At 71.2% G+C, this 19,836-nt stretch carries 16 protein-coding genes and 1 pseudogene; 8 read left to right on the top strand and 9 right to left on the bottom strand.

Translation table 11 applies throughout. The annotated features are described in order from the left end of the window. The coding region (locus AB0I77_RS45485) for a DNA-directed RNA polymerase subunit alpha C-terminal domain-containing protein (RefSeq protein ID WP_363288791.1) at positions 1-477 on the top strand (477 nt) is incomplete at its 5' end. Positions 478-905: 428 nt separating this feature from the next. On the opposite strand, the gene AB0I77_RS45480 is transcribed toward AB0I77_RS45485, so the two are convergent. Then, on the bottom strand, positions 906-1,964 hold the full coding sequence (locus tag AB0I77_RS45480) for a helix-turn-helix domain-containing protein (RefSeq protein ID WP_363288790.1): 1,059 nt from the start codon (positions 1,962-1,964) through the stop codon (positions 906-908). A gap of 261 nt (positions 1,965-2,225) precedes the next feature. Between AB0I77_RS45480 and AB0I77_RS45475 the strand changes: the two genes are divergently transcribed. The 5 genes from AB0I77_RS45475 to AB0I77_RS45455 all read left to right on the top strand — a co-directional run bounded on the left by AB0I77_RS45475 (position 2,226) and on the right by AB0I77_RS45455 (position 6,551). Then, complete coding sequence (locus tag AB0I77_RS45475; RefSeq protein ID WP_363288789.1) at positions 2,226-2,660, top strand: hypothetical protein; 435 nt, start codon at positions 2,226-2,228, stop codon at positions 2,658-2,660. Continuing rightward, a complete protein-coding gene (locus tag AB0I77_RS45470) occupies positions 2,657-2,821 on the top strand; it encodes a hypothetical protein (protein ID WP_363288788.1) in 165 nt (54 codons plus the stop codon). The genes AB0I77_RS45475 and AB0I77_RS45470 overlap by 4 nt, the downstream gene beginning before the upstream one ends. Positions 2,822-3,176: 355 nt before the next feature. Then, positions 3,177-3,992, top strand: coding sequence for an oxidoreductase (locus AB0I77_RS45465; RefSeq protein ID WP_363288787.1), 816 nt, complete (start codon positions 3,177-3,179; stop codon positions 3,990-3,992). 158 nt (positions 3,993-4,150) lie between these two features. After that, entirely contained in the window at positions 4,151-5,068 is a 918-nt protein-coding gene (locus AB0I77_RS45460; RefSeq protein WP_363288786.1) for an alpha/beta hydrolase, read from the top strand. 562 nt (positions 5,069-5,630) lie between these two features. Beyond that, on the top strand, positions 5,631-6,551 hold the full coding sequence (locus tag AB0I77_RS45455; RefSeq protein WP_363288785.1) for an alpha/beta hydrolase: 921 nt from the start codon (positions 5,631-5,633) through the stop codon (positions 6,549-6,551). A 349-nt stretch (positions 6,552-6,900) separates the two neighbouring features. Here the strand turns inward: AB0I77_RS45455 and AB0I77_RS45450 are convergent, their stop codons facing one another. Genes AB0I77_RS45450 through AB0I77_RS45440 form a run of 3 tightly spaced genes read right to left on the bottom strand, consistent with a single transcriptional unit; the run spans position 6,901 to position 10,617 of the window. Beyond that, positions 6,901-7,950 (bottom strand): ABC transporter ATP-binding protein, encoded by a 1,050-nt coding sequence (locus tag AB0I77_RS45450; RefSeq protein ID WP_363288784.1) that lies wholly within the window; start codon positions 7,948-7,950, stop codon positions 6,901-6,903. Further along, on the bottom strand, positions 7,947-9,536 hold the full coding sequence (locus AB0I77_RS45445) for an iron ABC transporter permease (RefSeq protein ID WP_363288783.1): 1,590 nt from the start codon (positions 9,534-9,536) through the stop codon (positions 7,947-7,949). The genes AB0I77_RS45450 and AB0I77_RS45445 overlap by 4 nt, the downstream gene beginning before the upstream one ends. A 34-nt stretch (positions 9,537-9,570) precedes the next feature. Beyond that, complete coding sequence (locus AB0I77_RS45440) at positions 9,571-10,617, bottom strand: iron ABC transporter substrate-binding protein (protein ID WP_363288782.1); 1,047 nt, start codon at positions 10,615-10,617, stop codon at positions 9,571-9,573. A gap of 216 nt (positions 10,618-10,833) precedes the next feature. On the opposite strand from AB0I77_RS45440, the gene AB0I77_RS45435 reads away from it, so the two are divergent. Continuing rightward, positions 10,834-13,326, top strand: coding sequence for an AMP-binding protein (locus AB0I77_RS45435; RefSeq protein ID WP_363288780.1), 2,493 nt, complete (start codon positions 10,834-10,836; stop codon positions 13,324-13,326). A 191-nt stretch (positions 13,327-13,517) separates the two neighbouring features. Further along, positions 13,518-14,105: pseudogene (locus tag AB0I77_RS45430) on the top strand (IS200/IS605 family accessory protein TnpB-related protein); the annotation flags it as partial. 79 nt (positions 14,106-14,184) lie between these two features. Here AB0I77_RS45430 and AB0I77_RS45425 read toward each other — a convergent pair. From AB0I77_RS45425 to AB0I77_RS45405, 5 genes are read right to left on the bottom strand one after another with little or no spacing between them, the layout of a single operon-like run. Next, positions 14,185-15,243, bottom strand: a complete 1,059-nt coding sequence (locus AB0I77_RS45425) for an ABC transporter ATP-binding protein (protein WP_363288779.1) — start codon at positions 15,241-15,243, stop codon at positions 14,185-14,187. Next, a complete protein-coding gene (locus tag AB0I77_RS45420; protein WP_363288778.1) occupies positions 15,236-16,249 on the bottom strand; it encodes an ABC transporter ATP-binding protein in 1,014 nt (337 codons plus the stop codon). The genes AB0I77_RS45425 and AB0I77_RS45420 overlap by 8 nt, the downstream gene beginning before the upstream one ends. Next, positions 16,246-17,223 carry an ABC transporter permease gene (locus AB0I77_RS45415; protein ID WP_363288777.1) on the bottom strand — a complete coding sequence of 326 codons (978 nt, stop codon included), beginning with the start codon at positions 17,221-17,223 and terminating at the stop codon, positions 16,246-16,248. The genes AB0I77_RS45420 and AB0I77_RS45415 overlap by 4 nt, the downstream gene beginning before the upstream one ends. After that, positions 17,220-18,149 carry an ABC transporter permease gene (locus tag AB0I77_RS45410; RefSeq protein ID WP_363288776.1) on the bottom strand — a complete coding sequence of 310 codons (930 nt, stop codon included), beginning with the start codon at positions 18,147-18,149 and terminating at the stop codon, positions 17,220-17,222. The genes AB0I77_RS45415 and AB0I77_RS45410 overlap by 4 nt, the downstream gene beginning before the upstream one ends. Position 18,150: 1 nt before the next feature. After that, positions 18,151-19,758, bottom strand: coding sequence for an ABC transporter substrate-binding protein (locus AB0I77_RS45405; RefSeq protein ID WP_363288775.1), 1,608 nt, complete (start codon positions 19,756-19,758; stop codon positions 18,151-18,153). Positions 19,759-19,836: the final 78 nt, after the last annotated feature.

Here is a 19,836-nt window from a genome sequence, read left to right as displayed (position 1 = left end):
ACCCGTGTCGAGCAGCGCACCGACTTCGACAAGCTGATCGTCGACGTCGAGACCAAGCAGGCCATGCGTCCGCGTGACGCCATGGCGTCGGCCGGCAAGACGCTGGTCGAGCTGTTCGGTCTGGCGCGTGAGCTCAACATCGACGCCGAGGGCATCGACATGGGCCCGTCCCCCACGGACGCCGCCCTCGCCGCCGACCTGGTACTGCCGATCGAGGAGCTCGACCTCACCGTCCGCTCGTACAACTGCCTCAAGCGTGAGGGCGTCCACTCCGTGGGTGAGCTGGTCGCGCGCTCCGAGGCGGACCTGCTCGACATTCGCAACTTCGGTGCGAAGTCGATCGACGAGGTCAAGGCGAAGCTCGTCGGCATGGGCCTGAGCCTCAAGGACAGCCCGCCCGGATTCGACCCGACCGCCGCCGCCATCGGTGCGGACAACGACGCGGACGTGAGTTTCATCGAGACCGAGCAGTACTGACGGTACGTCCCGAGCACGATGACGGGCTCGGGACTGCCGCGCTGAGGCAGGACTCGGTACGCGTGCTGCCCGGAATGCTGGGATCATCGGTTGTTCCGGTCCCAGCTGCGGGCCGTGCCCCGGCTGAGCCGTGACGGCGGCCGTCGGGAGGTGCGTGTCGTCGTGATCCCGCGCGGCCGGCGCCTGCTGCGTGCGGTGGCGGCGGTGGTGCTGCGTGCGGTCGAGGGGCGGCTGCGGCGGGGTGTCGTGCGGGCCTTGGACGTCGCGTCGTGCGGGCCTTGGACGGCTTGGCCGACGAGTGGAACGAGCGCGCGCCGGAGCCGCTGGCTCAGAACCCGGACAGTCGGCGGTCGGCGATCCTCACCGGCCCATGAGGCGGCCGCCCCCTTCCGATTTCGCGGTGGTCTGGCACAGGGCGGGGCCGGGTGTCAGAGGTCCTTGGCGGGCCAGTCCAGGAGCCGGGCGCCGATGACCGCGGTCTGGAGCATGTAGCGGTGGGCCGGGTCGGCGGGGTTGGCGCCGGTGAGTTTGTGGATGCGTTCCAGCCGGTAGGTCAGGGCGCGCACGCTGAGGGAGAGGCGGCGGGCGGCCTCGGCGGCCACGCAGCCGGAGTCGAAGTACGCGGTGAGGGTGTCGAGCAGCGGACGGGCTCCGCCGCGGGTCGTGGTGAGCGGGCCGAGGGTGTCGGCGACCAGGTCGGCCATGGCTTGGCGGTCGCGGGTGAGGACGGGGTAGACGAGCAGGTCGGCGGCGCGCAGGACGGGGTCGTCGAGGTCGAGGAGCTCAGCGAGTTCGAGGGTGTTGAGTGCCTCTTCGTAGGACTGGACGACGCCGCCGGGCCCGGTTTGGCGGCGGCCGATGGCGACCCGGCCGCCGTCGGTGGCGGCGTGCGCCTGCTTGGCGAAGTAGGTGAGGACCTCGTCCTGGGGGCCCGGCGCGATGCACAGCAGGCGGCCGTCCTTGGTGGTGAGCAGGACGTGGCGGTCGCCGAAGCGGGAGATGAGCGCGTGTTCCACCTGCCGGGGCACCGGGTCACCCTCGTCGTAGGCGTCCGGGCCCTGCGCGACGGCGACCGCGTGCGCGTGGGAGAGGCGCAGACCGAAGCGTTCGGCGCGTTCGGAGAGGCGGCCGAGGTCGCTGCGGCCGTAGAGGAGGTCGTCGATGAACTCGCGGCGGGCGGCCTCTTCGTGGCGCACGGCCAGGCGCTGGGCGCGTTCGTAGCCCTCGGCGAAGGCGTCGATCACTTGCTGCACGGCGGCCAGCGCGCTGTCGGTCGAGCCGGACGTACGCGGCCATGCGGTGCGGGCGGCGGTCAGGTGCGCGCTGACCAGGGCGCGCAGTCCGTGGCCGGCTTCCGCGGCCTGTTCCCCAAGGGCCCGCCGGGAGGCGATCTCGTCCCGGGTGAGGCGCCGACCGGTGGCCGACACGTCGGTCAGGATGCGGTCGTAGCCGTCGAGGTACTGCTCGGGAATCTCCCGGTCGGTCACGTCGTCCCCCCGGATTCTTGACGCGCCGGTGACGGTTTCTGGGCGGCCTCCGGCATGCAGACCCTAGTGAACACTGCCGGGAATCGGCAATGCGCGGCCGGGATCGGAGCGTGCAGTATGGGTCGCGGGGAGCACGGCGGATGGTTCCGGTGCCGGGTACCGGCAGGTGCCCGGCACCGGAACACTTCGGCAGCCGGACGGGTGCCATGCGCCTTCGGACACCACTGATGCGCGCCGCGGGCGGTGAGGGGGGACCGGGAGATGCGGACATTTCTGGTGGCCGCCACGGGCCTGCCCACGATCTTGTTGACCGCGGCCCTTGTCGTGGTCGTCTGCTTCTGGCTCCTGGCCGCCGTGGGCGTTGCCGGCATCGACAGCTTCGACACGGATGTGGACCTTCGGGCGTGGCGCATGAGCGGGGTGCCCGTGACGGTCGCCCTCTCGCTGCTGACGGTGCTCGGCTGGTCCTTGAGCGTCGGGGCGGCGGTCGTGCTTGCCGTGCTCGCGCCTCCGGGACCTGCCACCGGGCTGCTGCGCCTGGTCGTCCCGGTGGGAGCGCTGCTCGTCGCCTGGGTCACGACCTGCCTGATCGTACGGCCGTTGCAGCGCCTCTTCCCGGATGAACCAGCGCTGCCCGCTGAACCCGCGCCGTCCGTGCTGAGCGAGGCTCACACGGGCGAAGCCGCCGGACGGTGAGCCGCCGCCGGAGCGCCCAGGTCCGCGGCGAGGAGGCGGAGGTCATCGAGAAGGCCGGCCGCGCGGAGGCCGGACAGCTTCGGCAACAGCTGGACAAGGCCGGCGAACTGGGTCTCGCAGACACCTCCCTCACCGCCCTGAACGGCAGGGCCAGGAGCTGACCGACCCGCGGTCCGGAGCTGCCGCACAGGGGACGGCAGCTCCGGACCGCGTTTTTCTTCCGGGCATCTCCGCCTGCCTGTCCATCACGCGCGCCGTCACCGAGACCACCCCGACGAGCGAGGTCTATCGGAGCTCGCGATTCACCGAGCGGTGGCCAGACGGACAGATGGGGAGAAAAATCAGCAAAGCGGACTAATGGAGAGGTGTAGGAGTTCGGTCGACGGTTTCCCGGACCTTTCTCGAATCGTCGGACGTGACCACTTGTCATCGGCCGACGACCACTCTATGGTCGTACGAACGTAAGACATACGAACGTAAGACATACGGGCTTACGTCAAACCAAGGGAGCTCGTGATGGCGACAACTCGGCCGGTGGCACTCGTGACAGGCGCCTCATCGGGCGTCGGCAGGGAAACGGCCCGCGCCCTCGCCGCGGCGGGCTTCGAGGTGATCGGAACCGCGCGCAACGCCGCGCGCGTCACCGCGCCCGCCGGAGTGACCTACCTCGACCTCGAGGTAACCAGCGACGAATCGGTCGACTCCCTGGTCAAGCAGGTGATCGACCGGTTCGGACGCATCGACGTCCTGGTCAACAACGCCGGCGTCGGCGCCAACGGCGCCGCCGAGGAGTACTCCGTCGCCCGCACGCAGGAGGTCTTCGACATCAACGTCTACGGCATCATGCGGACGACCAAGGCGGTCCTGCCGCACATGCGCGCTCAACGGAGCGGACGCGTCATCAACGTCTCCTCCCTCAGCGGGTTCGTCCCCAGCCCCTTCATGGCCATCTACACCTCGACCAAGCACGCCGTCGAGGGCTACTCCACCTCGATGGACCACGAGGTCCGCGAGCACGGCGTGCGGATCCTGCTCGTCGAGCCCGGCCCGATCAACACCCCCTTCGGGGACCACAGCGTGCAGGGCGACACCCCCATGCCCCTCTACGCGTCAGGACGGCGCACCTTCGACGAGGTACTGGCGAAAAACCTCAGCGGCGGCGACGATCCCGCCACCATCGCCAAGGTGATCGTCGCGGCGGCCACCGACAAGAAGCCGAAACTGCGGCGCACCGCCGGCTCGACGGCCGCCGGCATCAGCGTGTTCCACCGCGTCCTCCCGGCCCGGATCTTCGACCGCATCGTCCGCAAGTTCAACCGGATGCCGAACTGACGCCCACCTTTCGCGCGCATCCGACTCGCCGTCGAGGTCGCCACCGCTGTGGCAGACGAGATCGGCCACACCGACCACCCCACCCACACCGCCTGACAAACCCCGGCGATACCGGTCCTGGCGGGCCGGTATGCCCCATGGCCCCATGGAGGTACCAAATGTCCGAGCACGCTGTTGTTGAACTGAGCCCGGAAGCGATCCAATTCGCGGAATGGCTGGCCACAGGGCAGAACCCCCCGTCCGAGTTGGATGCGGCGCGCATCCAGGCGGAGCAAGTCCATCTCGCGGCCCGGGAGCCGGAGGGCGTCACCTATCGGGAGGTGGACGCGGGTGGCGTGCTGGGAATCTGGTGCGAACCGGTCGACGCCAACACCGACTACGTCCTCCTGCACACGCACGCCGGGGGCTCCGTTCTGGCGTCGGCATTCGTCGACCGAAAGCTCGCCGGCCACATCGCCAAGGCAGCCGGGGCCCCCGTACTGGTCCTGGACTTCCGGCGCGCACCGGAACACAAGTACCCGGCTCAGGTGGACGACGCGGAGGCGGCCTTCAACTGGCTGCTGTCCGAAGGGTATGCGCCGGGAAACATCATCACGATCGGCCACTCGATCGGCGGGTTCATCGCCGTCGCCCTGGCGCTTCGCCTCCGCGACAAGAAGCAGCCCCTGCCCGGCGCCATCGTGTCGATCTCCCCCTGGTGCGACCTCGAGATCGCCAACGAGACCATCGCGGCCAACGCCGGGACGGACAAGATCCTCAGCAAGGAACTGCTGGAGTTCTTCCGGGAGTCCTGGGTCGGAGGCACGGGCATCGAGTTCACGGACACCCGGGTCAACCTGAACCGGGCTGACCTCAGCGGTCTTCCCCCCACCCTCGTCTCCTGGGGAACGTACGAGGTCCTGGCCGGCGAGGACGAGGAGTTCGCCGCCCGCGTCAAGGACGCCGGAATCGACACGACGACCGTGGTGGTCCCCGGCGGCCAGCACTCCTACGTCTACGGCGCCGGCCGGATTCCGGAGACCGACGCCGCCATCGCACAGATCGGCGCGTGGGTCCGGGAGAAGACGAAGATCTGACCGAGCGGTCCGGGCGCGGCGGTCGCACGATCCGCGCCCCTGCCGGACCGGGACAGTGGACGGACGCCGACATGGCCTGCGGTGGCGCGCAGGTCCGCGACGCCCGCGACCTCGCCCCGGCCCCAGTCCCAGTCCCGGCCCCAGTCCCAGTCCCGGTCCCGGTCCGGCAGGCGACGGCCGGGACAGCCGACCACGACGGCGGCTCAAGCTACGCGCGAGACCGGCCGGCGAAGTCGCCCGGAGGTTAGAGGTCGGCCTCGCTGGCGGCATCGCGGTCGGAAGGCGACGCCCGAGTTCGGCGCGTGACGGGGCAGCTCACCGAACTCGTCGCCGAGCGCACCGGCCCCGACGCCGCACGCGACACGGCTCCGCATCTGATGGCCGACGCGGTATCCGCCGCGCTACGGACGCCCGTCGAGATGTCTCACGCAGCCGCGCGCCTGCCTTCCCGTCGTCGGTGTCGCACCGGCTTCACAGCCGTCCCCACTCTCGACGTCGGCCACCCGCCGGGTGGCCAGAAGATTCCCTGCACCCCTCGATGAGGGGAAAGAACGAGGACCCGATGAGTACCTTCCACCCCGATCTCAGACGAGGTCGCTTCATCCCCAATGTGTCCTACGGACGTCTGTCGTCGCGCATCGTGCGCAGCGTGAAGTGGCGCTCCACCGACCCAGGGCCGGACGTCACGGTCCAGGAGATCCTCGTGCCCGGGCCCAAGGGCGCACCGTCGGTCTCGCTTCGTGTCTTCCAGCCGGCCGGCCTGAAGGCAGCGGCTCCGGAGCTGCTGTGGATCCACGGAGGCGGGCTGATCTTCGGCGCACCCGAGCAGGACGACCGTACGAACATCGCCTTCGCCCGCGAGCTCGGCATCACCGTCGCCGCGGTCCGTTATCGACTGGGGCCGGACCATCCCGCGCCCGCCGCGGTCGAGGACGCCTACGCCGCGCTGCGCGGACTGGCCGAGCGCGCGGACGACCTGCACATCGACATCGACCGCATCGCGATCGGCGGTGCCAGCGCAGGCGGCGGGATAGCCGCGGCCCTCGCCCTGCTCGCCCATGACCGGGCCGAGATCCGCCCGGCGTTCCAACTGCTCCTCTACCCCATGCTGGACGACCGCACGACGACGAGAACCGACCTGAAGACCCTCAAGGTGCGTGTCTGGACGCCCAAGAGCAACCGGTACGGCTGGTCGTCCTACCTCGGCGACGCCGTCGCGGGCCCGGACGTCTCCCCGTACTCGGCCGCGGCCCGCCGCGAGGATCTCACCGGTCTCCCTCCGGCCTGGATCGGCGTCGGCACCCTCGATCTCTTCCACGACGAAGACGTCGAGTACGCGCGCCGGCTCAGCGACAGCGGCGTCCCCTGCGACCTCGACATCATCCCCGGCGCCTTCCACGGCTTCGACCTCGTGTTCCCCAAGGCAGAGGTCTCGCAGGAGTTCTGGCGCCGACAGGCACGAGCACTGAAAGGCGCACTGTGAACGGGCCGGCCGAAACGGCCCGGCTCACGGCCGCGGCGGAGGGGCACCGCACATCCGAGCCGGGGCGAGTCTGTGCCTCGACGGCCTTGTGGTTCAGCGGTGTCGACCTTGGCGTCCCGGGCACAGCCCACGGTCAGCATGGCCAGGAGCAGCGCGGCGAGCCCGCGGTGTAGGACCACTTCAGGCTGGTCGGCAAGCTCCGTACGAATCGCGACATCCGGCGGGAGTTCGGCCGCCCTCGGAGCTCCTCTGCCTGCGTGTGCGTGGTTGTCCGCCTCCTCGGCGGCCCGCACAGAAAAGCGGTGACCCACCTGGCCGGGAACAGCCTGGAATGGCTGCGGTACTGCGCCTACGGGTGCAGCGTGACCTCGCCCGTCACGCGGATGCCGGTCTCCTGGCCGAGGCCGACCGACAGCGGGCCGGCGACACGGACGTCCACCGTGGAGTCGAGGCCCTGCACGGCGACCGTCACCTTGGCGTCGTGGCCGTAGAAGCACACGTCGGTCACCGTGCCCCGCGCCGTGGCCTCCGCGGTGTCCGCGTCGGTCAGGCGCAGTTGCTCGGGGCGCAGGACCACCGTGCCGGTGCGCCAGCCGTTCGGTGGTGAGGCCAACGTCACGGTGCCCAGCGGCGTGGTGGCCGTGGAGCCGCTGTTGTCGACCGTGCCCTGGAGGAGTACGGCGTCGCCCACGAAACCGGCGACCCATGGATCGGCGGGGCGCCGGTAGAGCTCCTGTGGGCTGGCGCACTGGGCGATCCGGCCCTGCCGTACGACGGCCACGAGGTCGGCGGTGGACAGGGCCTCCTGCTGGTCGTGGGTGACCAGCAGCGCCGTCGCCCCGGTCGCCCGCAGAGCGGCGCGTACATCCGCCCGTACGCCGGTGCGCAGTGCGCTGTCGAGGGCGTTGAAGGGTTCGTCGAGCAGGACGAGTGCGGGGCGCGGGGCGAGTGCCCTGGCCAGGGCGATGCGCTGCTGCTGTCCTCCGGACAGCTCGTGCGGCATCCGGTCGCCGTACCCGGCGAGCCCGACCAGGTCGAGCATCTCCTCCGTGCGGCGGCGCCGCTCCCCGCGGTCGAGTCCGGTCAGGCCGAAGGCCACATTGCGCGCCACGCTCAGATGCGGGAACAGTGCGCCCTCCTGCGGGACGATGCCGACGCGGCGCCGCTCCGGGGGCAGATGGACCCCGGGGCCGGTCAGGGTGCGCCCGCCGACGGTGACCGTGCCCGCGTCGGCGCGCAGGAACCCCGCGACGATCCGCAGCAGGGTGGTCTTGCCGCAGCCGGAGGGCCCGAGCACGGCGGCCAGCGAGCCGCCCGGCACCGAGAGGTCCAGGCCGTGCAGGACGGCGGCTTCGGGGCCGTAGGACTTGGCCAGTCGCGCGATGTGGACGTCGTTCATGTGCGGTGCCTGCCCAGGAGGTAGGAGGGGACGGCGGCGAGCAGGATCAGTGCGGCGGCGTAGGGGGCGGCGGCAGCGAAGGATCCGGCGCCGGTCTCGGTCCACAGGCGGGTGGCGAGGGTGTCCATGCCCGTGGGGCGCAGCAGGAGCGTGGCGGGCAGTTCCTTCATGCAGACGACGAAGGTGAGGGCGGCACCGGCCGCCACCCCCGGTGCGGCCAGCGGCACGGTCACCTCGCGCAGGACCCGTAGCGGTGACCTGCCGAGCGAGCGGGCCACGTCCTCCAGCACGGGCGGTGACTGAAGGACGGCGGCCCGGGTGGCGGCCACCGCGACCGGCAGGAAGAGGACGGCGTACGCGCCGACCAGCAGCGGGAGTCGCTGATAGAGCGGATACGCGTAGCGGACCGCGAAGAAGACCAGGGAGAGCGCGACCGTGATGCCGGGCAGTGCGTGTCCCGCGTAGGCGGCCTGCTCCAGGAGCCGGGCGCCGCGCCCCCGGTGTCGTGCGGCGAGCACTCCGACGGGCAGCGCGAGCAGTGTGGTGAGGGCGGCTCCGGCGGCGGCGACGCCGAAGGTGGCCCAGGTGGCCTGGGCGAGAGCGCTGAGGTCCCAGGTCGCGGAGGTGCCGACGGTCAGCCAGTAGCCGAGGGTGCCGAGCGGGAAGGCGACGGCGGCGGCCACCACCGTCGCGCACCAGGCGAGGGCGGGGATGCGCCAGCGGCCGAGCGGTACCCGGGCGGCGGGGCGTGCCGTTCCGCCGCCCGTCCTCGCATGTCCCGCGCGGCCCCGGGTGCGGGCCTCGGCGGCGACCAGCGCCACCGTCATCACCACCAGCACGACGCTGAGGGCGGCGGCCGGGGTGCGGTCGAAAGAGGCGCGGTAGGAGGTGTGGATGGCCCGGGTGAACGTGTCGTAGCGCATCAGCGAGACGGCGCCGAAGTCGGAGAGCACGTACAGCGCGACGAGCAGCGCCCCGCCCGCGGCGGCCGGGCGGAGCTGGGGGAGGGTGATGCGGAGGAACGTGCGCAGGGGGCCGTGGCCGAGGGAGTGGGCGGCCTCCTCCTGTGCCGGGTCGATGCCGCGCAGCGCGGCGGCGACCGGCAGGTGGACGTACGGCAGGCTCACCAGGGTCAGCGCGAGCGCGGCCCCGACGAACCCCGTGGTCTCGGGCACGGCGGCCAGCCAGGTGAAGGCGGCGACATAGCTGGGCACGGCGAGCGGCAGGGTGACCAGCACCGACCAGGCGCGGGCCCCCGGCAGCGCGGTGCGCACGGTCAGCCAGGCCAGCGAGACACCCAGGACCAGGCAGGCCACCACGACGACCGCCGTCAATCCCAGGCTGCGGACCACGAGTTGGAGGGTGCGTTCGTCGGCGACGACGTCCCAGGCGTAGCGCGGGCCGCGTTCGAGGGCGCGGACGGCGAGGTAGCCGAGCGGGAGCAGGGCGAACAGGGCGGCGGCGCAGGCGGGGACGAGCAGGACCAGCGGGGGTCTGCGGTCGCCGCCTCCGCGCCATCGGCCGCGACGGCGCCCGGCCGGAGCGGGTGCTCCGGCCGGGCGGGCCGCGGATCGGGCTGTGGTCACGTCGCGCTCACGGGTTCCGTCCGGCTCACGGCCCTCAGACCAGCCCGACGTCCTGGAGCATGGCCAGCGTCTCCTGAAGGGACTCCAGCTTGCCGAGGTCGATGTCGGGGGAGTTGAGGGAGTCGAACGGCGGCAGTCCCTCGACGTCGCTGGTGACACCAGCGGCCAGCGGGTACTCCTTCGTCTTGTCGGCGAAGTAGGTCTGCGCCTCCTCGCCCAGCAGGTAGTCGACGGCCTTCTGGGCGGTCGCGGTCTGGCCGCCGTCCTTCAGGATGCCGACGCCGGCCACGTTGATCAGCGCGCCGGGGTCCTTGCCGGGCAGGAAGTTGAGCTTGGCGTTGACCTTGTCCTCGCCCTTCTCGGCGACCCGCTCGTACCAGTAGTAGTGGTTGACCAGACCGAGGGAGACCTCGCCGGACTCGACGGCGTCGAGGGTGGCGAGGTTGTGGGCGTACGTCTTGCCGCCCGCCTTCAGGTCCCCCAGCCACTCGCGGGTGGCGTCGTCGCCCTCCAGGACGCGCATGCCGGTGACGAAGGCCTGGAAGGAGGCGTTGGTGGGCGCGAAGCCGACCTTGCCCTTCCACTCGGGCTTCACCACGTCGTGGACGCTGTCCGGGACCTCGTCCTCGGCGACCTTGTCCGGGTTGTACGCGATGACGCGCACGCGCCCCGACAGCCCCACCCAGTCTCCGGCGCCGCCGCGGTAGGCCGGGTCCACCGCGTCGAGGCTCGACTGCGGCAGCTTCGCCAGCATGCCCTCCTTGGAGAGGGCGCCGAGCGCGCCCGCGTCCTGCGAGAAGAACAGCCCGGCCTTGGTGCGGTCGCCCTCCTCCAGGATCTGCGCGGACAGTTCGGCGCTGTCGCCGTAGCGCACCTCGACCTTGCTGCCGACGGCCTGCTCCAGCTTGTCGAGGATCGGCTTGACCAGCTTCTCGTTGCGCCCGGAGTAGATGACGAGGGTCGAGTCGCCGCCGTCCGCCGAGCCGCCCTCGTCGTTGTCGGAGCCGCAGGCGGCGAGGGCGGGGAGAAGCAGGCCGGCCGTGAGGAGCGCGGTGATCCGGCGGGCCGAGGGGCGTCGCATGTGGTGTGCCTTCCGATGCTTTTCAGCCAACTGTGAACATGCTATGAATAAGGTAAAGCTTGCCTAACCGTCAAGGGACCTGTGCTCATTGCGGACGTGCCGCAGAAAGGTCGCGCGCCCGTGATAAACCCTTTGGGGCCCCTTTCTGCCCCGCCCGCTGCCCTCACGCAACGCACCATGGTTCCCTTCCCGCGACCGCCCGTACGGCGGCGTGGTGTGCCGTTCGCCCAAGACCTGGCGGCATACGGCGACCGCACCGCACTTTTCACGCCACAGGGCGAGGTCAGCTACCGCGCCCTCGCCGAACGGGTCGCCGCCACCGCCGAACGCCTCGGCCCCGCACGCCGCTTGGTCCTGCTGGCCGGGGCGAACCGCGCCGACGCCCTGGTCGTCCACCTCGCCGCCCTCTCGGCCGGCCACCCCGTTCTGCTCGTCCCCGGCGACGGCGCCGGCACCATCGACGCCCTGAGCGCCGCGTACAACCCGGATGTGGTCGCGCGGCCGGACGGCAGCGGCTCCTGGACGCTGGACGAACGGCGGACCGAGAGCGCCCACACCCCGCACCCGGACCTGGCGCTGCTGCTCAGCACCTCCGGTTCGACGGGATCCCCCAAGCTGGTCCGGCTCTCCGCCGAGAACCTCCAGGCCAACGCCGAGTCCATCGCCACGTACCTGAACATCCGCGACACCGACCGCGCGGCGACGACCCTGCCCATGCACTACTGCTACGGCCTGTCCGTCATCCACAGTCACCTGCTGCGCGGCGCCGGGCTGATCCTCACCGAACGGTCGGTGGCCGACGCCGGCTTCTGGACGGAGTTCCGCGCCGCCCGCGGCACCTCCCTCGCCGGGGTGCCGTACACCTTCGACCTCCTCGACCGCGTCGGCTTCGCGCGCATGCGGCTGCCCCACCTGCGGTACGTCACCCAGGCCGGGGGCCGTCTGGCGCCCGAACGGGTCGCCCACTACGCCGAGTCGGGTCGCCGCGCGGGCTGGGAGCTGTTCGTGATGTACGGGCAGACGGAGGCGACGGCCCGCATGGGATATCTGCCCCCGGCGCTCGCGGCCGAGCGCCCGCAGGCCGTCGGAGTACCGATACCCGGCGGCTCCTTCCGGATCCGACCGGTGGACGGCATCGACGAGCCGGACACCGGCGAACTGGTCTACTCGGGCCCGAACGTCATGCTCGGGTACGCCGAGAGCGCGGCGGACCTCGCACGGGGACGGACCGTCGAGGAGCTGCACACCGGAGACATCGCCCGCCGCGCCCCCGACGGGCTGTACGAGATCGTGGGGCGCCGCAGCCGGTTCGCCAAGATCCTGGGCCTGCGGATAGACCCGCAGCGCGTCGAGACGATCCTGGGGGAGCACGGCATACGTGCGTCCTGCGCGGGCGACGACGACGCGCTGGCCGTGCTGGCGATCCGGCCCGAGGGCGTCGACACGGCAGGCATCCGGCGCCTCGTGGCGGACGGTTGCGGTCTGCCTCCCCGCGCGATCCGCGTGCGGACGGTGCCCGAACTCCCGCGGCTCGCCTCGGGCAAGCCCGACTACGAGGCCGTACGGCGACTGGCACGCGAGTCGCAGGCACCGCCGCCCGGGGACGGCACCACCACCGACCTCCGCGTCCTCTACACCGAGATCCTCGACCGGGCCGACGTCACCGAGGACAGCAGCTTCGTCGGCCTGGGTGGCGACTCGCTCTCCTACGTCGAGATGTCACTGCGGCTGGAGCAGGCGCTGGGCACGCTTCCCGCCGACTGGCACACCACACCGATCAGGGAGCTGCGTGGCCTCGACGCGGCACGGCGCCCGGGCCGAAAGCGCGGGCCCCGGCGCACCCTGGAAACCGGAATCGCCCTGCGCGCGATCGGCATCGTCCTGATCGTCGGCTCGCACATCCCCGTCTTCGCCGTCCAGGGCGGCGCCCACGTACTGCTCGGCGTCGCCGGCTTCAACTTCGCCCGCTTCCACCTCACCGCACACGAACGCCCCCAGCGCCTGCGCGGACTGCGGCGCAGCATCGCGCGCATCGCCCTGCCGAGCATCGTGTGGATCACCTTCGCGCTGGTGCTGACCCGCGAATACGACCTGGCCAACCTCGTGCTGGCCAACAGCCTTTTCGCACAGGACAATTCGGACCCGGAGTGGCGGTACTGGTTCGTCGAGGCACTGGTCTACTTCCTGACCGGCCTCGCGGCGCTGCTGGCGGTCCCGCTGCTCGACCGCGCGGAGCGGCGCGGCCCGTTCGGCTTCGCCCTGGCCCTGGTCGCCCTGGGACTGGTCGGACGCTACGACCCCTGGGACCTCGCACACACCCGTCACCACCTCAGCCCCACCGTCGTCTTCTTCCTGTTCGCGCTGGGCTGGGCGGCGGCCCGGGCCCGTACGACGGCGCATCGGCTGCTGCTGTCCGCTGTCGCGCTGGTCACCGTGCCGGGGTTGTTCCCCGCCGGACAGTCCCTGCGGACCTCGGTCGTCGTGGGCGGACTGCTGCTACTGCTGTGGATCCCGGCCCTGCCCAGCGTGGACCCGGTCAACCGGCTGGCGGGCGTACTGGCGGGCAGCTCGCTGTACATCTACCTGACGCACTTCCATGTCTACCCCTACCTGCGTGACCATTCCCCGGTGCTGGCTCTGCTGGTCTCCCTGGTGTTCGGAGTGATGTACGGGGCGGTGGCCATGCGTCTGACGCGCAGACTGTTGTGAGGGGTTGGGAACTGTTGCCGATGTAGTGAGCGGTAGTGACTTTGGGTGAGTGTGAGTGAGCGTCGGGGCCGTGTGTGTGGGGCTGGTCGTCGGCGGTGTGTCGGGGGTGGCCTCTTCTGTCACGCGTGTGTTCGGGGCGTGGCTTTCCGAGGGGAACGGGAGTTCCTGGAGCGAACGTGTGACCTTTGTGGATGGTGCTCGTTGATGCGGTGACAGGGGGTCTTCGAGTCGTGGGCGGGGGTGAAGGGGTGGGTGGGTTGCGGGAGTTGGCGGCGTCGTTCGTGGTGCCCGGTCCGGCCGGGGTGGCAGTGCGGGACCGGCTGCGGCTGTCGGCGGCGGATGCGGCCGTGCTGGCTGAGGTCGGGAAGCTTCTGGGGTCGCTGGCAGCGGGTGATCTCGCGGAGCGGTCCCGGCAGGGGGTGACGCACGATGGCAGCGGGTGGGCGGTGCGCAAGCGGGAGCTGACCGGGAGGTCGTCGGCGCGCTGGGCGGGCAGTATCACCAAGGCCAACCATGATCAGTGGGCGCTGGCGAGGCGCGGGCAGGCCGCCCGCATGGCCTGGCTGCGGGGGCAGATCGCGTCGGTCGAGGCGCGGCTGGCCGGGCCGCTGGGCTCCAAGGCTGACAAGCGGGAAGGGCTGGTGCGCGGGTATGCCTCGCGCGGCGAGTGGCATGCCAAGTCCCGCCGCCTGCATACCCTCAAGGACCGGCTGGCGGTGGTGGAGGCGGACTGGGCGGCGGGCCGGGTGCACGTGGTGCGCGGCGGCAAACGGCTCGCCCGTTGATCTTCGAGTCCGGGATGCCGACCGAGAGCGCGGAGGAGACTCGCGGCATTCTGGAGTCCCTCACCGAGCAAAGTCAGCCCCCCACGGACCCCGCCTCCAGCGGGAAGTGACACAGAGCCGTATGGGGTTCGGCCCCGTCCGCCCTCTCCCGCACGACGACCGGCGGTACTTGGGTCGCGCACCGGTCCTCGGCACGCCAGCACCGGGTGCGGAAGCGGCACCCGGAGGGGATGTCGAAGGGGGGGATCTCCCCCTGGAGCTGGATCTCCTGGCGGGTGTCCCGGCGGGCGTCCCGGCCGGTGCCGAGGACGGGCGCGGCCGACATCAGCGCGGCCGTATAGGGATGCCGGGGCTGTTCGAAGACGTCCTCCGTGTCCCCGTGTTCGACGACCTTGCCCAGGTACATCACGGTGACCCGGTCGGAGATGTAGCGGACCACGGACAGGTCGTGGGAGATGAACAGGTAGGTGACACCGAGGCGCGTGCGCAGGTCGGAGAGTACGTTCAGGACCTGCGCCTGCACCGACAGGTCGAGGGCGGAGACGGGTTCGTCGCAGACGATGAGATCGGGGTCCAGGGCGAGCGCGCGGGCGATGCCGATGCGCTGGCGCTGGCCGCCGGAGAACTCGCCCGGGTAGCGGTGGGCGTCGCTCTCCCGCAGCCCGACCAGGTCGAGGAGTTCGCGGACCCGCTTCTCGCGGGCCTTCGCGCCCGGTACGACGTCTTTGTGCGTGCGCCAGGGTTCGCCGATCAGATCGGCGGCGGACATGCGCGCGTTGAGCGAGGCGAAGGGATCCTGGAAGACCATCTGCACCCGCCGGCGCCAGGCCAGCAGCTCCTTGCCGCGCAGCGCGAAGGGGTCGGTTCCGTCGAACCGCACGGTGCCGGAGTCCGGTCGCTCCAGCCCGAGCAGCACCCGGGCCAGGGTGGACTTGCCGCAGCCCGATTCGCCGACGAGCCCGAGGGTCTCGCCCCGGCCGATCCGTACGTCCACCCCGTCCAGGGCGGTCAGCCGGCGCCGGCCGCTGCCGAACGTCTTCGTGACTCCCCGTACCTCCAGCAGCGGCGGGCTCTCCTCGGCACCGTCCGCCCGGGGCCCGGGGTCGGCGGTGGTGGCGCGGGACTCAGACACGGTCGAGCTCCTCGGAGAAGTGGCAGGCGGCGAGGCGAGAGTCGCCCGACGGACGCAGCGACGGCCGCTCCTGGACACAGCGCTCGCGCACCAGCGGGCAACGGGCCTGGAAGACGCAGCCGGGCGGCACCGCGCTCAGCTCGGGCGGGTTGCCGGGAACGGCGGGCAACGGGCGTCCGCGCACGCTGCCCTCGGGCACCGAGTCGAGCAGCCCCCGGGTGTAGGGGTGGCGGGGTGTGGAGAAGACGTCGTGCACCGGTCCGTTCTCCACGACCGTGCCGGCGTACATCACGACCACGTCGTCGGCGCGCTGGGCGACCACGGCCAGATCGTGGGTGATCAGGACGAGTGCCATGTCCCGCTCGTCCTGGAGGTCCCGCAGCAGCCGCATGATCTGCGCCTGCACGGTCACGTCGAGGGCGGTGGTGGGTTCGTCGGCGATGAGCACGTCGGGTGCGAGGGCGACGGCCATCGCGATGAGCAGCCGCTGCCGCATACCGCCGGAGAACTGGTGGGGATAGGACCGGGCCCGTTGCCTCGGCTCGGGGATGCCCACCCGCGTCATCAGCTCGATCGCCTTCTCCTGGGCCCGGCGCCGGGACAGTCCCTGGTGGATGCGGAAGGGCTCGCCGATCTGCCGGCCCACCGGCTGCACCGGGTTGAGGGCGGTCAGGGCGTCCTGGAAGACGATCGACAGGACCGGGCCGGCCAGCTTGCGGCGCTCCGCGGGGCTCATGCGGAGGGTGTCGTCGCCCCGGATCCGGACGGCACCGCCGGTGACCGCCGCCGCGGGGTCCAGCAGACCGACCACGGACAGCGCCGTCATCGACTTGCCGCAACCGGACTCGCCCAGCAGGGCCAGCGTGCGGCCGCGGCGGACGCTGAAGCTGACGCCGTCGACGGCGCGTACTGTCCCGGAGGGCGTGCTCAGGTCCACGCACAGTCCCTCGACCTCCAGGGCGGGGGCGTCCGTGGCGGTCGGGGCGGAAGCGGTCTTGCTGGTCACGGGATCATCTCCGGAGGAACGGCGGCCGAGACGGCCCGGCGCTTCTTGGGCAGCCTCAGGCGCCAGCGCTGGGCGGGGTCGGTGGCGATGCGGGCCCAGGCGGCGAGCACCGTCGCGGACACGGTGGTGAGCACGATGGCCAGTCCCGGCAGCACGGTGATCCACCACGCGGTCTGGAGGTACTGCCGTCCCTGGGCGACCATCAGGCCCCAACTGACGTCCGGGGGCTGGATGCCGATGCCCAGGAAGCTCAGCGACGACTCGGTGAGCATCACGAAGCAGAAGTCGAGGGTGGCGACGGTGAGCAGGGTCGGCAGGGCGATCGGCAGGAGGTGCCGGTAGATGATCACCCGGCCGGGTGTGCCGAAGGTCCGGGCCGCGTCGACGAACAGCCGGCTGCGCAGCTCCGCCGCCTCGGCCCGCGCGGTGCGCAGGTACACCGGTATCCGGGTCACGGCCAGGATCAGTACGAGGTTCAGCGCGCTGGGCGAGAAGACGTACAGCACGACCACCGCGATCAGCAGCGAGGGGAAGCTGAGGATCACGTCGGCGAGGCGCATCGCCACGCTCTCGCGGCGCCCTCCGTGGTAGCCGGCCCACAGCCCGAGGGCCGAGCCGATCGCCAGCGAGCACAGCACCGCCGGGACGGCCACGGACAGCGTCGTCGCCGCCGCCTCGATCAGCCGGGCCACCATGCTGCGCCCCAGGACGTCGGTGCCGAGCAGTCCGTACATCCCCTCGCTCAGGGACGGTGGTCGCAGGGAGGCGTCCAGGTCCTGGCGTTGCGCGCGGTCGCCGATGAACAGCCGGCCGAAGACGGCCACGAGGGCTACGACGGTGAGGATGACGGCCCCGACGGCCGCGGCCCGGTCCCGGCCGAGCATCCGCCACAGGCGAGGTTGCCGGTGGTGGGCGGGGGTGGCTTCCTCCGGGACGTCGGTCTCTTCTCGGGTCGTGCTGGTTGCTTCGCTCACGCCGGCACCGCCTGTCGCACTCGGGGGTCGGTCAGCGCGTGGCAGACGTCGACGAGGATGTTCAGCGCGAAGATCGTCACGGCGGTCAGGAGCACGGCTGCCTGGAGGACCGCGAAGTCGCGCTGGAGGATGGAGTCGATCATGAGCTTGCCGATGCCGGGCCAGCCGAAGATCGTCTCGACGATCACCGCGCCGTTGACCAGGCCCACCGTCAGGTCGCCCGCGACGGTCAGGACCGGTGTCGCGGCGTTGCGCAGGGCGTGCCCGAAGACCATGCGCCGGGGCGTGGCGCCCTTGCTCCGGGCGATCTTGACGTAGGGCGCGGACAACGCGCTGACCATGCTGCCGCGCACCACCTGGACCAGTACGCCGAAGGGGCGGATCAGCAGGGTCGCGATGGGCAGGACCCATATCTCGGGGCCGCCGAGCGTGCCCGAGGTCGGCAGCCACCCGAGGCTCACGCCGAAGACCAGTACGCCCATGATGGCGAACCAGAAGTCGGGGATGCTGGCGGCCGTCATCGACAGCAGGCTGGCGATCCTGTCGATCAGGGAGTTGGGGCGGTAGGCGGCGAGGCTGCCGACCAGTACGGCTCCGGTGATCGCCAGCAGCATGGTCACACCGGCGAGTTGAAGGGTCACGGGAAACGCGTCGAGCACCATCGAGCCCGCCGACTCGCCGGTGCGCAGCGAGGTGCCGAAGTCCAGGTGTGCGGCGTCGACGAGGTAGTTCCACAACTGCGCCGGGATCGACAGGTCGAAGCCCTGCGCGGCGGAGAACTCCGCTCGCTGCTCGGGAGTGGCGCTCAGCGGGAGATAGAGGTCGACGGGGTCGCCGGTCATCCGGGCCAGGAAGAACACGCCCAGGACGACGCAGACCAGGGGGACGGCACTGGAGAGTACGCGTTTGCGCAGGAAAGGGATCATGTCAGCGCTTCGCCCCCTTGGCCGAGCCGACCTTGGCCGAGCGGACCTCGGCCAGCCGCATTTCGTCTCCGGTGGCGGAATTCGGTTCGTACCGGATCGACCGTGACAGGCCGAGCAGTCCGTTCATGTGGGCGATATGGGCGTACTGGACGACGGACTCGTTCTGCTCGGTGAGCAGGCCGGCGAAGGCGTCCTGACGCTTCTCGCCGGACAGCGCGCCCGCCGCGGCGATGCGCCGGTCGAGAGCCTCGGTGCCGAACGTGGACTGCGGGCCGTCGCTCAGCAGGTACTGGCTGGTGGTGAAGGCCGCGTCACCGGCCTGGTTGCCGTGCATGATCAGCAGGGCGATGGGGCCGACGTTCTTGGGCAGCGGGCGGAGTTGGTACTGGAGCTGGGTGGCGGTGTCGGCCATCCGGACCCGTACGTTCAGTCCGATCTCCTGCATCTGGTACTGGAGGGCCTCGGCCGTCTCCGACACTCCGGCGAACATGCCGTTGCGGGCCACCAGCGTGATCTGCCGGTCGGTCGGCACTCCGTCCGCGGTCGCCTCCCGCACCAGGGCGCGGGCCTTCGCGACGTTCTGCCGGGGCGGTTCGATCGCGTCGTTGTGCCCCACCACTCCGGGCGGCACCAGCTGGCCGGCCGGTTCGGCGAGACCGCCGAGGAGGGCGTCGATGATGCCGTCGCGGTCCACCGCCAGGTCGATCGCCCGGCGCACCCGGATGTCGTCGAGCGGGGCCTCGCGGCCGTCCAGCCGCAGGGCGGTCGTCTCGTTGTTGGGGTAGGCGACCGTCGTGTCCTTCTCCGCCTCCATCGGATCCAGCGCGACGGCGATCTCCGCCTCGCCCTTGTCGATCATGGCGGCGCGGACACTGGCGTCGCTGCGCCACACATAGCGGGCCCGTGCGAAGTCGGGGGCCTTGCCCCAGTAGTCGTCGAAGCGGTCGAGGGAGATCGCCGCGCCGGGCTGCCAGGAGCGGACGGCGAAGGGGCCGGTGCCGATCGGGACCCGGACCTTGGCCTTCGTGGAGGTCGTGCGGGGCACGACCTCAACGAAGCTCAGGCGTAACGGCAGGATGGGGTCCGGTTTCTCGGTGGTCACGGTCAGGCGGTCGTCGTTCACCGCCTTCACCTCGAGGTCCTCGTCGCCGAACACGTAGCCCTCCACGTTGCAGGCGAGGTCGGAGTTGACGGCCCGGTCGATGGAGAAGGCGGCGTCTTCGGCGGTGAAGGGGGCGCCGTTCTGGAAGGTCACCCCGGAGCGGATGTCGAAGGTCCAGGTGCGGGGCGCGGTCTGCTTCCAGCCGGTCGCCAGCAGGGGGTTCAGTTTCCCGGACGTGGGATCGCGTTCGACCAGGGGTTCGGTGATGTTGGACCGGACGACGACGCCCGTGCCGGTCAGTGACGCCTCACAGGGTTCCAGGGTCGGCGGTTCCTGGGTGAGCACCACCCGTAAGGTGCGGCCGTCGGCGCGGCCGGTGTCGCCACCCGCGCTGTTGGCCACGGCGCACCCGCTGGACGCGAGCAGGACGCCCGCCAGCAGCATCGCGCTCGTCGTGCGGGGCCGTGGCGGTGCGGCGCGCTGGGTGGATAAAGCGGAGGACTTCATCGTCGCGTGTCTCCGGGGAAGTGCTGAGCTGTCTACACTTGCGTACTTGGTCTGCATCTGTGAACGCCGAAGCTAAAC

The sequence above is a fragment of the Streptomyces sp. NPDC050619 genome, from assembly GCF_040654815.1.
Lineage (GTDB): Bacteria > Actinomycetota > Actinomycetes > Streptomycetales > Streptomycetaceae > Streptomyces.
This window is presented reverse-complemented; position numbering and strand designations above follow the sequence as displayed.